Raw genomic sequence first — 14806 nt, forward strand, 5'->3', positions numbered from 1 at the left:
GTACGCGTGGACCCAACACCTCCGGTCAGCGTCATCATGCCGCTGCTCAACGAGGAGCGGCACCTCGAGGACGCCGTGGCTGCGGTGGTGGCCCAGGACTACCCCGGAAAGATCCAGGTCGTGCTCGCGGTCGGCCCGGGGCGCGACGACACCCTCGGGGTGGCGCGACGCCTCGCCGAGCGCGACCCCCGCATCACCGTGGTCGAGAACCCCTCCGGGCGCACGCCCGAGGCGCTGAACCTCGCGGTCGCCGCAGCGAAGCACGACATCATCGTGCGGGTCGACGGACACGGCTTCCTCAGCAGGGGATACATCGAGCACGCCGTCCGGGTCCTGCAGGAGACGAACGCCGCCAACGTCGGCGGCGTCATGCGCGCCGAGGGGGTCACCGACTTCGAGAAGGCCGTGGCCACGGCCATGACCTCGCCCCTGGGCGTCGGCGGCGCGCGGTTCCACACCGGTGGTGAGCCGGGCCCGGCCGACACCGTCTACCTCGGCGTCTTCCGGCGCGAGTGGCTGACGGCGGCCGGCGGCTACGACCCCCGCTTCACCCGCGCCCAGGACTGGGAGCTGAACTACCGCATCCGCCAGGCCGGTGGGGTCGTCTGGTTCGACCCGGCCCTCACCGTCGAGTACCGCCCGCGACCGACCTTGCGCGCCCTCAGCCGCCAGTACCGCGACTACGGCCGCTGGCGCCGAGTCGTGGCCGCGCGGCACAAGGGCTCCATCAACGCCCGCTACCTCGCCCCGCCCACCGCGCTCGCCGCCGTCGCGGCCGGCGTCGTCGGAGGGCTGGTGTGGCGGCCGCTCTGGGCCGTCCCCGCCGCGTATGCCGCCGGGATCGGTGTCGGGGGAGTGGCCATCGCGCGTCGCAAGGGCGCCCGGGTCGCGGTCCGTGTGCCGGCCGTGCTCGCCACCATGCACATGAGCTGGGGTTGGGGCTTCCTCACCAGCCGGCCGGACCAGCTGGTCCCTGAAGGAGACGAGTCGTGATGCAGGAGCGCTTTGCCCGGATCTGGGCCTTCCGCTCGATTCTGGGGACTCTCGTCCAACGTGACCTGCGCGTGCGCTACGCCCGCAGCTGGCTGGGCTACCTCTGGACGATCATCGACCCGCTGGCGATGGCGCTGATCTACTTCCTCGTCTTCGCCGTGATCTTCCACCGCACCGACAAGAGCCACACGCCCTACTTCCTGTTCCTGCTCCTCGGGCTCCTGCCCTGGCAGTGGTTCAACGCGTCCGTCAACGAGACGGCACGGGCCCTCGTGGCCGAGGCGAAGCTCGTCCGCTCGACGAACCTGCCTCGCGAGCTGTGGGTGGTGCGTGTGGTCATCGCCAAGGGGATCGAGTTCCTGCTGTCGCTGCCGGTGCTCTTCGCCTTCGTGCTGGTCTACGTCCTCCTGGGGGAGACGAGGCTCAACTGGCGCCTCATCCTCTTCCCCGTGGCCCTCGTCCTGCAGTTCGTGCTCCAGACCGGCATCGGGCTGCTGCTCGCCCCGGCCACCGTGCTCGCCGACGACACGATCCGCGTCGTCCGCATCGCCCTGCGGATGCTCTTCTACGGAACCCCCATCATCTACACGCTCCACGAGGCGCCCCAATGGCTCCAGACGGCGCTGTGGTTCAACCCCATGAGCGGCATCCTCGAGCTCTACCGTGCGGGGTTCTTCAAGGAGCACCTGCAGGTGGCCCCGCTGGTCGTCGGCACCCTGATGTCGTTCGGGTTCCTGGCCTGGGGCGTCGTGACGTTCGCGCGCATGGAGCGCGCCGTGCTGAAGGAGATCTGAGATGGCCCCGCTGGTTGACCAGACGTCGACCACCACGAGCACCCGCGACGTCATCGCGGTCGACGATCTGGGGATCGAGTTCTTCCGCTCCCGACGGCGCAAGCTCTCCCTGCGCGAGATGGTGCTGCGTCGGCAGAACACCGCACCCAAGGAGACCTTCTGGGCCCTCAAGGACGTGTCCTTCACCGTCGGCCCCGGCGAGGCCGTGGGCCTGGTCGGCTCCAACGGTGGTGGCAAGAGCACGCTGCTCAAGACGATCGCGGGAGTGCTCCTCCCCGACGAGGGGAGCGTGCGCGTCAACGGTGGCGTCGCCCCGCTCATCGAGCTGACCGGCGGCTTCCTCGGGGAGCTGTCCGCCCGCGAGAACGTCATGCTGACCGCCGGCCTGCACGGCCTGAGCAAGCAGCAGATCACGGAGCGCTTCGACGAGATCGTCGAGTTCGCCGGCCCCCAGGTCAAGGCCGGGCTCGACATGCCGTTCCGGCACTTCTCGTCCGGCATGCAGGTGCGCCTCGGGTTCGCGCTCATCACGACCCTCGACGAGCCGATCGTGCTGGTCGACGAGGTGCTGGCCGTCGGTGACAAGGACTTCCGCGAGAAGTGCTACAGCCGGATGGAGGACCTCCTGAGCCAGGGGCGCACGCTGTTCCTCGTCTCCCACTCCGAGCCCGACCTGCGGCGGTTCTGCACCCGCGGGCTCTACCTCAAGTCGGGACGGCTGGTGGCCGACGGGCCCATGGACGACATCCTCGAGCAGTACAACGCGCCTGCCTGAGCAGCGCTGGTCAGCGCTGGTCAGCGGTTGACGGCCGCCACGGCTGCGTCGAAGGCGGACGGCTCGAGGTCGGTGACCATGACGGCGGTGGCCCACGCGGGCAGCCCGTCCGGGCCGCCGTCTGCCTCGTCGCCCGCCACGAGGGTGGCGCCACGCGCTGCCAGCTGCGCCAGCAGCCGGTCGGTCGTGGGGCCCGGCACCACGCGCACCTCGACGTAGCCGACGTCGGCCGTCGCCGCGGCCCACTCCAGGTCGGCCTGCGAACGGGCGACGAGCCCGATGGACCGGGCCACTCCGTCGCCGACATAGCGCTGGGCCCGCGGCCAGCCACGTGCTGCCGTGACGGAGTCGGGGAAGACCAGTGCGTCGACGCTCCGGCGACCGAGGTTGGCGAAGCTGCGCTCGGCCGAGGCCTCGACGGCGAGGTCGTATGCGTCCTGTGAGGAGGCGTCCTCCAGCGCCGGCGCGGACAGGCGCGAGATCAGACCGAAGCGCTTGACGAGCGCGGGCTCGGCGCAGCTGCGCAGCAGCTCCTCGCTGCGGCCGTCGTCACGCCCCACGTCGACGTGCGTGACACCGCGCTCGATGGCATCGGCGATCAGGGCCCTGAGCCGCTCGGCGCTCTCTGCGGGCTTGTCACCGCTAGCGTCGCCCGCGTCGAAGGCGCGGGCCGAGAGGACCACGCGGGACACCCGACCGGCCGCCGACGTGGTCGAGGGGACACGGGCCCCGGCCGCGTCCACGCGGGCGGCGAGGTCTTCCATGAAGGCCAGCCATGGACGCCCGACCGGGTCGGCCACGTCGTCGAAGAGCGAGGACACGCGTACGTAGTCGCCGAGGGTGTCGACGGTGGCGCGGTAGGCGTGGACGTCACCGGGGCACCCCTGGGGCACGAACAGCAGCTCCCCAAGGGTGCGCCGCAGCCACGGGGTGACGTGCTCCCGGTCGTAGGCCGCGGTCGCCTGTGCGTCGGCCTCACGCAGCGCGGCGACCGAGAACGCCTCGGCCCCGAGGCCTTCCGGCACCTGGTCGATGTCGACGCGTCCGTAGGTGTGGTCGCTGGCGTCGAGGGCAGCGAGCAGCTCGTCGACGAGGTCGGCGTCGGCCACCGGGTTGTCGCCCGTCAGCCGCACGACGCGGTCCTCGGGTGCGAGGTCGGCGGTGGCCTGCACGAACCGGCCGAGCACGTCGTCGAGCGAGCCGCGCACGACCGGGATCCCCGCCGCGGCTAGGTGCCCGGCAATGCGCTCGTCGTACTGCTCCTCGCTCGTCGCCACGACCGCCTCGTGACCGCTGCGGCTCGCGCGTCGTGCGACGAGCTCGATGAGCGGCATACCACCGATGGTGAGCATGGCCTTGCCCGGAAGGCGGGACGAGTTCAGTCGCGACTGGATGACGACGCGGGTACGAGACACTGTTTCTCCTGGCTCGGTGCTACTGGCCGGCTTGACCGGTGCTCATGCGCATGAAGTTGACCCTCAGCCCGATGATGCTCTGCGGCAGGAACTCACGCGTGTTTCCCTGATGACTGCGGATGACGAGGGGTACGAGTCTGCCGGAAGGTGCCGGCAGCTTCAGGGCGACGCGCGCGGTGGACATCGCGCCGCCGGGTGGAGGCGTGTGTGGGAGCTCCACCACCGTCTCCGGGGACCCGGGAAGAGCGACGGACAGTCGACGGCGCCGTCCGGACGACTCTGACATCGACTCGGCTGAACGTCTGTCCCACCAGGACGCACTCTCGGAGTCGACCGCGAACTCGATCTCCAGGTGGCCGGAGCCCTCGTGCGCACCGGTGTCGAGCACCAGGATGGCCTCCGGGTGGCTGGCACGACCGACGATGGCCTCACCGCGGACGAACCCCTCGACCATCCGCAACGGGAAGTCGCGTCCCGAGGACACCCGCCCTGCGGCTCTCGGTGCCCAGTCCTCGTGGGCGGTCTCCAGTCCGACCGTCTCCCTAGGCCGGCCCGGATCCGCGGCGAGCGCGTGCTGGTCGGCCAGCTCGCACGACTCGAGACCGAGGTCCATCCTCGTCAGCACGGCCTCGCGACGCTCCCACAGGCGCCTCACGCTCACGTAGGCGGGGTCGGCATCGTCCTCGACGTGGTTCATCGCCGTTGTGACCAGCTGGTGCAGGGCTGTTCCCTGGCCGTTCTCCCAGTGGGGCACCAACGGAGTCGTGACATCGGCGCCGCTGCGGTAGAGCCACAGCCAGAGCCGGGCGCGGCGAACCTGCTCGGCCGTCAGGAGCCGTTCTCCGGCGCAGAGAGCCCGCACGCAGGTGCGCAGCTCGTCGTAGTACTGGTCCTCGGTGTCGGCGCGGCGGCTGAAACCCAGATGGCTCCATTCCGACCAGCCCGCCTGCAGGGCAGGGATGCCGTAGGCAGGGAACTCCGCGCTGACGCTTCCTCTCACGGTCACGGCCAGGTCGGTGATGCTCCACAGCGAGTTGCGACTGAGGCTCAGGCTCGGACGGAAGACGATGTGGCGGTGATCGGCATGCCGACCGGCCAGGTGCTCGAAGTGCTCGGTGCGGTCATAGTTCACCTGGCTGGGGTGATCGAGGAAGAGCCACGAGACCTCGGGAGTGGCCGCGGCGAAGTCGGCAGTCCTCTCCAACCACGAGGCGAGGTCGTCGAAGGCTTCGTGGTTGCCCTGTACCGCGTCCGAGACGGCATGGGCGAAGACCGTCACCACCGGCTTGTCGGTGTCGAGCCCGAGCCGTCGAAGAGCCTCGCCACGAAGTGCGGCGCGTTCAGCGGTGCTGCGCAGGTCCAGGCGCGAGATCTCCCCGCCGCCGCGCCACCACGAGGGCCTGCCGAGGTTGGCCTTCGAGCGCCACGCCGTTCGCTCGGCTCCGGCTGCCAGGACATCCCGGTGCCGCCAGACCTGATCCTCGAACTGCTGTTGGATCTGGAGCGTCAACGCGCGGCGGAACCCCAGCTCCGCGCCCTCACTGCCCGCGAAGAGCGCGTATGCCTTGAGGCCCCCGGTGGCCTGGGCGTGCACCACCGGCACCCCGCTACGCGTCGCGGCCTCCACGGCCAGACCCCACTGGCCGTAGTCCACGTGACTCGTGACGAAGGCGCGGACGGGAAGACTGTCGAAGATGGTGCGGTAGAGGCGGTCCTCCAGTGCGACAGAACGCTCGATCCCGAGCACGTCGTCCTCGGGGGATGCATCCCGCAGCCGCGGCACGCGAAGGACCCGGACCGCGGTGGAGTCGCTGAGGGTCCGAAGTCGTCGGAGCGCCGTCTCGTCCTGTGAGGGTGCGGCTGGAAACCGCCCTCCCAGCAGCTCGACCGTGGGGGAACCAGCCTCGAGCAGGCCGGTCAGTCCGGCGACGTCGATGACGTCGTCCGCACCGTAGGCCCGAGCCAGCTGCAGCCATCGCTCCCGGTCGTAGCCGTCCCAGATGCCGTCGTGCCAGTGCCGGTTCGGCCCGACGAGGACCACGAGGCGCGCCGCCTGCATGCGCCGCACGCTGTTGGCCAGGGTCAGCGTCCGCAGCGCCAGGCGGAGGTCCTGCATCAGCAGGTCGACGAGGACCACAGGCGCGTCTTCGTCAGCCTGGGGAAGGGTTGTTCGCCAGTGGATCGCCGCCGCGGCGCACATCGCATCGAAGGTGGGGCCGAAGGTGGGAAGGTCTGTCGCGGTGGGCCGGGCGCGGGTCATCAAGTCCTCATCTGTGGGGGACGGAGCGAGAGGCAGTATTCAAGCGCGTCGGCGACGCGGGCCCGACCGCGGCCGTCCACGAGCGACATGCCGACCGCCGCGAGGTGGTCCTGCCGAGCGGGGTCCGACAGCAACCGCTCGAAGGTCGCCATGGCGAGCTCGCGTGCGTCGGCGTCGTCCCGGAGCCGGGAGAGGTGGCCGAAGGGCTCGGCCAGGCCCTGTCCCGTCACCGCGTCGTAGCCGGGCGCCTGGTTGTCGACGACGCACACGAGCAGCGAGGGCAGGCCGAGGCACAGGAACTCCCAGACCGAGCTGCCCGCGGCGGTCACCGCGAGGTCGCACGTGGCGGCCAGGGCGGCCAGGTCGGGCGTGGGCGCCACCACCTCCACGAGCTGCCCCGGCCCGGTCGGCAGCCCCTCGAGCACCTCGGCGATCTCGGGCCGCGCGGCCACCGCCGTCAGGTGGAGGGGCTGGCCGGTCGCGAGCAGCAAGGGCACGACGACGGTCGCGGCGGCATACGGGTCGGAGCCGCCGAAGACCGCGAGCACACGCGGGGCGCCAGTGGGTGCTCGCCGCGGCGCGGCTGGTCGGTGGCGCAGCACCTCGTCGCGGAACAGGGCATAGTCGAGCCCGAGCAGCTGTCGCTCCGCGGGGATGCCGGGCGCGGGCTGCGCGCCGAAGTTCTGGTCGAGGTAGAGGTCGGCGTCCTGGCCCGCCCCGAACCTGTCGTCCACGACGGAGAGGACGGCGACGCCCGCCGCGCGCAGGGCCGTGCCGCAGCCGAGGTCGAGGTGGTAGCCGTCGAGCACGACTGCGTCGCAGGCGAGCTCGGTCGCCGCGGCTGCCAGTTCCTCGGGGCTTACCGGGGCGGGGACCACCGCGAGCCCGCGCTGGTCGATCTGCTCCTCCAGCCAGGTCACACCACTGACCTCACCCAGGATGGTGACGCGTGCGCCTCGGGCGGTCAGCTCGTCGCCGAGGGCCAGGCAGCGGACGGCGTGGCCCGTGCCGATGTCGGGCCTGGCGTCGCAGCGCAGGGCGATGTGCACGGGCATGGGCCACAGTCTGCCGCAGCGCTGTCCCGGGTCCTGCCACGGTCCTGCGCCAGGTCCCGCGACGGTCCGGGGAGCGTCCGGCGGGGGCCCGGTTAGGGTCCGGCGACGGTCCGGCGACGGGCGGGCGACGGAGCGGAGGTGTTAACCTCGCCGTCGGCGCTGGTCGAGCGCCACCCTGCGCGATGCCCGCCGACGGGCCGCGCGGCGTGAGTTTCCAGTTCATGACCAGGAGGTCAAAGGGTGAGCATTCTCGAAGGGTCGTCGATCCTCGTCACAGGTGGGACCGGGTCCTTTGGCAAGGCGTTCATCCGTGAGGTGCTCGACAACCACAACCCCAAGCGCGTCATGATCTACAGCCGTGACGAGCTGAAGCAGTGGGAGGTCCGCCACCTCTTCAACGACGACCCGCGCCTGCGCTGGTTCATCGGCGACGTCCGCGACCTTCCGCGCCTGCGCCGCGCGATGCACGGCACCGACTACGTCGTCCACGCTGCCGCCCTCAAGCAGGTCGACACCGGCGAGTACAACCCGCACGAGTTCGTCAAGACCAACGTCCTCGGCAGCCAGAACGTCATCGAGGCCTCGATCGACGCCGACGTCAAGAAGGTCGTCGCGCTCTCGACCGACAAGGCCAGCTCGCCGATCAACCTCTACGGCGCCACGAAGCTGACGGCCGACAAGCTCTTCATCCTCGGCAACCACTACGCCGCGCAGTACCCCACGCGGTTCGCGGTCGTGCGCTACGGCAACGTCACCGGCTCACGCGGCTCGATCATCCCCAAGTTCCGTGCGCTGCACGCGGCGGGCGAGTCGCTGCCCATTACCGACCTGCGCTGCACCCGCTTCCTCATCACGCTGCCCCAGGCCGTGCAGATGGTGCTCGACACCTTCTCGCTCATGCAGGGCGGTGAGCTCGTCGTGCCGCACATCCCCTCGCACCTGGTCACCGACCTCGCCCAGGCGATCGCCCCCGGCGCCAAGATGCACGACATCGGCCTGCGCCCCGGCGAGAAGCTCCACGAGGAGATGATCAGCCCCGAGGAGGGTCGCCGCGCCATCACGATCATGGACGGCAAGTACTACGTGCTCGAGCCCGAGCTCGCGACGTGGGGCTACCAGCCGCGCACCGACGGCGAGCCCGTGCCCGAGGGCTTCCACTGCGCCTCCGACAAGAACGACATCTGGATCGGTGCCGACGAGATCCGCGAGATGCTCGAGGCGGGTATCTGAGGTGATCCCCTACGGACGCCAGTCGGTCAACGAGGACGACGTAGCCGCCGTCGCCGAGGTGCTGAGGGGCGACTGGCTCACCACCGGCCCGACCGTCACGGCGTTCGAGGAGCAGCTCGCGGCGCTCAGCGGCGCAACCCGCTGCGTCAGCGCGACGAGCGGCACGGCCGCCCTGCACATCGCGTATGCCGCGGCCGGCGTCGGCCCCGGTGACGAGGTCGTCACGACGCCGATGACCTTCGTCGCCACGGCCTCGTGCGCGGTCGCCCTCGGGGCCAGGATCCGCTTCGTCGACGTCGAGGAGGACACCGCCAACATCGACCCGGCAGCGGTCGACGCGGTGGTCACGGACGACACGAAGGTCATCGCCGGTGTGGACTACGCCGGGCACCCCATCGAGATCGACGCCATCACCGAGTCGGCCCGGCGCGTGGGTGCGCTCGTGGTCGAGGATGCGGCGCACTCGATCGGGTCGACCTACAAGGGCCGCCCGGTCGGGTCCCTCGCAGACCTCACGACGTTCTCGTTCTTCCCGACGAAGAACATGACGACGGCCGAGGGCGGCGCGGTCGCGACCCTCGACCCGCAGCTCGGGCAGCGGGCGCACGAGTTCCACTTCATCGGGCTCGTGCGTGACCGCGACCGGATGCGCTACCCCGACGAGGGTCCCTGGCACCAGGAGGTCCACGAGTGGGGCCTCAACTACCGGCTGCCCGACGTCCTCGCGGCGCTCGGCCTGAGCCAGCTGAAGCGCCTCGACTCCTTCAAGGCCAGACGCGCCGCGATCTTCGCGCGCTACCAGGAGGGCCTGGCCGGCGTCGACGGAATCCGGCTGCCGACCCGGCGTGAGCACGTCGACCCGACCTGGCACCTCTACCCGCTGCGCGTCCTCGGTGGTCGCCGACGTGAGGTCTTCGACGCCATGCGCGCCGACGGCATCGGCGTGCAGGTCAACTACATCCCGGTGTACTGGCACCCGATGTTCGAGGACCTCGGCTACCAGCGGGGGATGTGCCCCAACGCCGAGCAGTTCTACGCCGAAGAGCTGTCGCTGCCCATGCACGCCGAGCTGACCGACGCGCAGGTCGACCAGGTCATCGACGCCGTGCGTTCGGCCGTCGGAGGCTGAGCCCATGCACCACGCCAACCACTTCTACGGGCATGCGCACATCATGGCCCGCTACGTCGGCCTCGAGCACCCGCCACGGATCTGGGGCTACCTCCAGCACGGCTGGAACATGCACGACGGCTTCGCGGTCGGGACGGTGTTCACCCCGCAGTACCCCAAGTTCGTCTGGTCCGAGGCCTGTGCCCGGCGTGGCTGGGCCGCGGGCCTGCGCAACTACATGGTCGTCGCGGCCCCCTGGCTCTACCTCCTCGAGCTCGAGCGCCAGAAGGAGTGGCTCGCCACGGCCCCTCCGCGGACCGGCACGATCGTCTACCCCTTCCACGGCTGGGAGGGGCAGCAGGTGCTCGGCAGCCACACCGAGTACATCGAGGAGGTCAAGGAGGCCGAGGGCGACGTGCCCATCACGGTCTGCCTCCACTGGAACGAGTACGACAACCCGAAGGTGCGTCGCCAGTACGAGGACGCCGGAGTGCGTGTCGTCACCCACGGCCAGCGCGGCTACCTCTGGCAGGACACCGATGTCGCGTTCCTCTACCGCCAGCTGCACGAGATGCGCCAGCACAAGCGCGTCGTCAGCAACCGGATGAGCAGCGCCATCCTGTATGCCGCGTCGGCGGGCGTCGAGGTCGGCGTCTACGGCGACCCCATGGCCCTGGAGTCGGACCACGCCGTCCTGGGTGGCGTCGGCAAGCCTCGACGGATCTGGCCCGAGATGCACCAGTTCTCCGTGCCGATGGACTACGCCGCACAGGTGGCCAACCGGGAGCTCGGGGCGGACGAGATGCTGTCGCCGGCTGAGGTCATCGACGCCTTCGGCTGGGCTCCCGAGATCGCTGTCCCTGGCACCCCGCCGCCGGCCCCGCCGCTGGACGAGGAGCCGTCGGCATTCGCCCGGCGGCGCCGCCGTCAGCACCGTGCCGAGAGCCACCGGGCACCGGGCGCCGGCGAGCTGTCCGACGTCGTCATCTCCATCGATGCGACCGTCGACGAGGAGGACCAGGCCGTCGACGACGCGGAGGGGCACAGCACCGACCCGGCCGCCCGGGCGGTGTCCAGGACCGACCACCAGGCCGAGCAGCCGCCGGCTGCCGACCCGGCCACGACCGTGCCGCTGTCGGCCGCCGCTCAGGACCCCGCCCTGGATCCGGCACTGCAGGAGCAGGACTGACGTCCCGGCGCCGACAGGTGACGGAAGAGGGCCCCGACCGTGTTGCGGTCGGGGCCCTCTTCTCGTCGGCGGCCGTGCGGCCGGCAGGGACGACTCAGACGAGGTCCCACGACATGGGGGTGCCGCGCTCGACGTCGCGGGTGAAGCGCTTGGACTCGAGGAGCGAGAAGGCGTCGGGCGACAGGCCGTTGGCCGGCCGGATGGAGCGCACGTTGGCCGACGTCACGGGGTCACCCGCCTTGACGTCCTCGACGACGAAGAGGGAGCGGCGGAAGCGGAGGCCCTCACGCTCGGCCTCGCGCGCCCCGATGCGCGGCTCGCCGAGCGCCTGCCAGGCCACCTTCGTCTCGCGCACGAGGGCAGCGAGCTCGTCGGGCTCGAGGGAGAAGGCAGAGTCGACGCCGCCCCCCTCGCGCGACATCGTCACGTGCTTCTCGACGAGCACCGAGCCGAACGCGACGGACGCGACGGCAGCGCCGATGCCCATCGTGTGGTCCGACAGCCCGACGGGCACGCCGAAGGCCTCGCGCATGACCGGGATGCCGCGCAGGTTCGAGGAGGCGGGGTCGGCGGGGTAGCTCACGGTGCAGGAGAGCAGCATCACCTGGCGGTTGCCGGTCGAGTGCGCGGCGTCGACGGCGGCGGCGATCTCGCCGACGGACGCCATGCCGGTGGAGATGATCAGCGGCTTGCCGGTCTGGGCGGCCAGGCGGATGAGGGGCAGGTCGACGATCTCGGACGACGCGATCTTGTAGGCCGGGACCTCGAGGCCCTCGAGGAACTCGACGGCCGTCGGGTCGAAGGGGCTGGAGAAGGCGAGGAGGCCGAGCTCACGGGCCAGGTCGAAGATGGGCTTGTGCCACTCCCACGGCGTGTGGGCCTCCTCGTACAGCTCGTAGAGGCGGCGCGAACCCCACAGCTCGTGGCCCTCCGACAGGCGGAACTCCGGCTTGTCGACGTCGATGGTGATCGTGTCGGCCGTGTAGGTCTGTAGCTTGATCGCGTGGGCGCCGGCCTTCGCGGCCATGCGGACGATCTCGAGTGCCTTCTCGAGGCTGCCGTCGTGGTTGCCCGACATCTCGGCGATGATGAACGGCGGTGCCTCGGGGCCGACGGGAATGCCGCCGATCGTCAGGGACGTGGTTGCCGGGGTCTCGACCGGTGTGCTCGTCATGGTTGATCAGTCCTTCGTGGCTCGCACCCGCAGCACGGGTGTCGGGGTGCCGTCGATGTCTTGGGTGTAGCGCTCGATCTCCTGGAAGCCGTTGCGACGGTTGAACCGGCGGACGGCCTCATTGCTCTCGAGGACCTCCCCCTCGAGGGTGTTCAGGCCGAGCTCGTCGAACGCGAGGCGCTTGGCCTGCCGCTGGATCTCGATCCAGGCCGGCAGCAGCTCACCGCGCTCCTTGAGCCCCTCGTTGTCGAGGTAGTAGCCCCACCACGCGCTGCCGGCCTCGCGGTCGATGTCGAAGTAGGTGACGACCCCCGAGGGGACCTCGTGGCGCTCGTAGATGAAGGTGGCGCGTGCGTCGCTGTCACGGGTGGCCGCCCAGTACGCGGCGTGCTCCTCGTCGGTGATCTCGTGCTGGGTCAGCGAGACGGCACGAACCTCCGGGTGGTTGCGCCACCGGAGCACGTTTGCGCTGTCGGCATCGGTTGCGGGGCGGAGCATCTGGCCCTCCTCATGAGGATGCCGCGGGCTCCGTGGGGCCGCGGCAGTCGGTGGGGGATTCGTTGTTAGACTACCCGACGCCCCAACCCCCAGCCCAAGGCGGAAACATGAGCGCACTGAGCCGTGATGCGATCCGGACGATGATGGCCGAGGTCCTTCAGGCCCAGGGCAAGTCGATGCCCGCGGACGACTCGGCGAACCTGGAGCAGATCGGCTTCCGTTCGCTCGACTTCTCCGAGCTGGCGCTGCGCGTGGAGGACGAGATCGGCGAAGAGCTGAACTTCGACGCCCCGGAGCTGCGACAGATCGCCACGGTCTCCGACGTGCTCGACTTCCTCGAGCAGCTCCAGGCCGCGTGAGCGCGGGAGCCGGCGGTCCCGCCGGCGCCGGCAATCGGATCATCACCCGCGGCTTCGACGGCCGCTGGGACGAGCTCGAGGGTATGGAGCTGCCCGAGGCAGCGGCGGTCCTCGTGCGCGACAACCACGAGGCTGCACGTGCGGTGTGGGCGGCCGCGACCGGCCACACCGAGGTCCTCGTGGCCTCGCGCACCCGGGTGACCCCCGACCTCGCCGACGACCTGCGCTCGGCAGGCCTGGCGATCGTCGACGGCGAGGAGGTCACGGCTCCCTCGACCGAGCGAGGGGCGACCGCGGGACGTGTCTGGCTGCTGACCAGTGGCAGCACGGGCAGGCCCAAGCAGGTGGCCCACACCCTGGCGTCGCTGACGACGGTCGCAGGCGACCAGCCCCGTCGCACCTGGCTGTGCCCGTACGCGCACGGCGCGTACGCGTGGTGGCAGGTCGTGACGCTCAGCATCGCCCACCCCGGCCAGGACGTGCTGTTCATCGAGCCCGACGAGCTGGACACGTGGCCCGCGCGGGCCCTGGAGGTCGGCGTGACCGCCGCCTCCGGCACGCCCACCTTCTGGCGCCAGGCGCTCTACCGCGACCCCGACAGCGTCGCGGCGCTACCGCTCGAGCAGGTGACCCTCGGTGGCGAGCCGGTCGACCAGGCCATCCTCACCCGCCTGACCGAGATGTTCCCGAACGCCCGGGTCTCGTGGATCTACGCCTCGAGCGAGGCGGGCGCGACGATCGCCGTGCACGACGGCCGGGCCGGCTTCCCCGAGCAGTGGCTCGGACGCGAGGGCGACGGTCGGGCGACCCTCACCATCGACGACGGTGAGCTGCTCATCGCCTCGCCCAAGCGCGGCGAGGGCATCGACCGGGTCCTGCGCACCGGCGACCGGGTCGAGGTGGTCGACGGCCGCGTGCTCATCACCGGCCGCATCGCGTCCGACGAGATCAACGTCGGGGGCGCCAAGGCGTCGGCCTCGGCGGTGCGCGACGTGCTGCAGGCACACCCCGCCGTGGCGTGGGCCTCCGTGCGGGGGCGCAAGGCCCCCATCGTCGGCAGCATCGTCACCGCAGAGGTCGTGCTCTCGGGCGAGACCACCGACGCAGAGCTGACCGCCTGGTGCGCCGCTCGACTGCCCGACTACTCCGTGCCCCGACGGGTGCGTTTCCTGGACCAGATCCCGATCAAGGAGACCCTGAAGAGCGATGTCTGACAAGACCGAACCCATCGGCCCCGCAACGGTGGTCGTCGTCTCGGGCGGCTCCCGGGGTCTCGGCCTGGCCATCGTCGAGGACATCCTCGCGCAGGGAGCCAAGGTCGCCGCCTTCGCCCGGACCGTGACTCCCGAGCTCCAGGCGGTCGCTGACGCGCATCCCGACCGAGTCGTCGCCGCCTCGGTCGACGTGACCGACGTCAAGGCCATCAACGCCTTCCTCAAGGAGGCCGAGAGCCGTCTCGGGCCGATCGACGCACTGGTCAACAACGCCGCGATGGGCCAGGACAGCCTCCACGTCCACACCTCGCCCGAGCAGATCGCCAAGATCATCGAGACCAACCTGACCGCGCCGCTCCTGCTGGCGCGGGCAGTCCTGCGCCGGATCATGGCCAAGGGCAACCGGGGCCGCATCGTCATGGTGACCTCCGTCTGCGCGCAGCGCGGCTACTCGGGCCTCGTCGCCTACTCCGCCACCAAGGGTGGCCTCGACAGCGCCATGCGCACCATGGCGCGCGAGATGCACGGGCGCGCGCTGGTCAACAGCGTCGCGCCGGGCTTCTTCGCGTCGGAGATGAGCTCGGTGCTGGGCCAGACCCAGCTGGACACCATCACGCGACGCACCCCGTCCGGGCGGCTGGTCGAGCCCGACAACATCGTGCCGGTCGTCAACATGCTGCTGTTCCAGGACACCAACATCAACGGCCAGGTCCTGACCGTCGACGGCGGCAACAGCATCTGA

At 70.7% G+C, this 14806-nt stretch carries 14 protein-coding genes; 9 read left to right on the forward strand and 5 right to left on the reverse strand.

All coding sequences use genetic code 11. The annotated features are described in order from the left end of the window. The first annotated feature begins 6 nt into the window (after positions 1–6). Genes LQK93_RS14740 through LQK93_RS14750 form a run of 3 tightly spaced genes read left to right on the forward strand, consistent with a single transcriptional unit; the run spans position 7 to position 2562 of the window. The gene (locus LQK93_RS14740) at positions 7–993 is read left to right on the forward strand and encodes a glycosyltransferase family 2 protein (protein WP_374968531.1); all 987 of its coding nucleotides are present in this window, start codon (positions 7–9) and stop codon (positions 991–993) included. Continuing rightward, a complete protein-coding gene (locus LQK93_RS14745; RefSeq protein WP_374968532.1) occupies positions 993–1787 on the forward strand; it encodes an ABC transporter permease in 795 nt (264 codons plus the stop codon). The genes LQK93_RS14740 and LQK93_RS14745 overlap by 1 nt, the downstream gene beginning before the upstream one ends. Before the next feature lies 1 nt (position 1788). Next, on the forward strand, positions 1789–2562 hold the full coding sequence (locus LQK93_RS14750) for an ABC transporter ATP-binding protein (RefSeq protein WP_374968533.1): 774 nt from the start codon (positions 1789–1791) through the stop codon (positions 2560–2562). A 20-nt stretch (positions 2563–2582) separates the two neighbouring features. Here LQK93_RS14750 and LQK93_RS14755 read toward each other — a convergent pair whose 3' ends face one another. The 3 genes from LQK93_RS14755 to LQK93_RS14765 are packed head-to-tail and all read right to left on the reverse strand — an operon-like array spanning position 2583 to position 7292. Further along, positions 2583–3977 carry a cytidylyltransferase domain-containing protein gene (locus LQK93_RS14755; protein WP_374968534.1) on the reverse strand — a complete coding sequence of 465 codons (1395 nt, stop codon included), beginning with the start codon at positions 3975–3977 and terminating at the stop codon, positions 2583–2585. A 19-nt stretch (positions 3978–3996) separates the two neighbouring features. After that, the gene (locus tag LQK93_RS14760) at positions 3997–6237 is read right to left on the reverse strand and encodes a hypothetical protein (RefSeq protein ID WP_374968535.1); all 2241 of its coding nucleotides are present in this window, start codon (positions 6235–6237) and stop codon (positions 3997–3999) included. Then, positions 6237–7292, reverse strand: a complete 1056-nt coding sequence (locus LQK93_RS14765; RefSeq protein ID WP_374968536.1) for a PseG/SpsG family protein — start codon at positions 7290–7292, stop codon at positions 6237–6239. Before LQK93_RS14765 ends, LQK93_RS14760 begins: the two co-directional genes overlap by 1 nt. A 240-nt stretch (positions 7293–7532) precedes the next feature. On the opposite strand from LQK93_RS14765, the gene pseB reads away from it, so the two are divergent. Genes pseB through LQK93_RS14780 form a run of 3 tightly spaced genes read left to right on the forward strand, consistent with a single transcriptional unit; the run spans position 7533 to position 10819 of the window. After that, positions 7533–8522, forward strand: a complete 990-nt coding sequence (gene pseB, locus LQK93_RS14770) for a UDP-N-acetylglucosamine 4,6-dehydratase (inverting) (protein WP_374968537.1) — start codon at positions 7533–7535, stop codon at positions 8520–8522. A 1-nt stretch (position 8523) separates the two neighbouring features. Then, positions 8524–9651 carry a UDP-4-amino-4,6-dideoxy-N-acetyl-beta-L-altrosamine transaminase gene (gene pseC, locus LQK93_RS14775; RefSeq protein WP_374968538.1) on the forward strand — a complete coding sequence of 376 codons (1128 nt, stop codon included), beginning with the start codon at positions 8524–8526 and terminating at the stop codon, positions 9649–9651. Positions 9652–9655: 4 nt separating this feature from the next. After that, the gene (locus LQK93_RS14780; RefSeq protein WP_374968539.1) at positions 9656–10819 is read left to right on the forward strand and encodes a hypothetical protein; all 1164 of its coding nucleotides are present in this window, start codon (positions 9656–9658) and stop codon (positions 10817–10819) included. 94 nt (positions 10820–10913) lie between these two features. On the opposite strand, the gene pseI is transcribed toward LQK93_RS14780, so the two are convergent. Together pseI and pseH are read right to left on the reverse strand one after the other, a co-directional pair. After that, a complete protein-coding gene (gene pseI, locus LQK93_RS14785; RefSeq protein WP_374968540.1) occupies positions 10914–11993 on the reverse strand; it encodes a pseudaminic acid synthase in 1080 nt (359 codons plus the stop codon). 6 nt (positions 11994–11999) lie between these two features. Beyond that, positions 12000–12491: a UDP-4-amino-4,6-dideoxy-N-acetyl-beta-L-altrosamine N-acetyltransferase gene (pseH, locus tag LQK93_RS14790; protein ID WP_374968541.1), complete on the reverse strand. Its 492-nt coding sequence runs from the start codon at positions 12489–12491 to the stop codon at positions 12000–12002. A gap of 107 nt (positions 12492–12598) precedes the next feature. Here pseH and LQK93_RS14795 point away from each other — a divergent pair, with 107 nt between their 5' ends. Genes LQK93_RS14795 through LQK93_RS14805 form a run of 3 tightly spaced genes read left to right on the forward strand, consistent with a single transcriptional unit; the run spans position 12599 to position 14806 of the window. Then, on the forward strand, positions 12599–12850 hold the full coding sequence (locus tag LQK93_RS14795) for an acyl carrier protein (RefSeq protein ID WP_343989500.1): 252 nt from the start codon (positions 12599–12601) through the stop codon (positions 12848–12850). Then, complete coding sequence (locus tag LQK93_RS14800; RefSeq protein WP_374968542.1) at positions 12847–14064, forward strand: AMP-binding protein; 1218 nt, start codon at positions 12847–12849, stop codon at positions 14062–14064. The genes LQK93_RS14795 and LQK93_RS14800 overlap by 4 nt, the downstream gene beginning before the upstream one ends. Then, complete coding sequence (locus LQK93_RS14805; protein WP_374968543.1) at positions 14057–14806, forward strand: SDR family NAD(P)-dependent oxidoreductase; 750 nt, start codon at positions 14057–14059, stop codon at positions 14804–14806. Before LQK93_RS14800 ends, LQK93_RS14805 begins: the two co-directional genes overlap by 8 nt.

This window comes from Terrabacter sp. BE26 (assembly GCF_041941675.1).
Classification (GTDB): Bacteria; Actinomycetota; Actinomycetes; order Actinomycetales; family Dermatophilaceae; genus Terrabacter.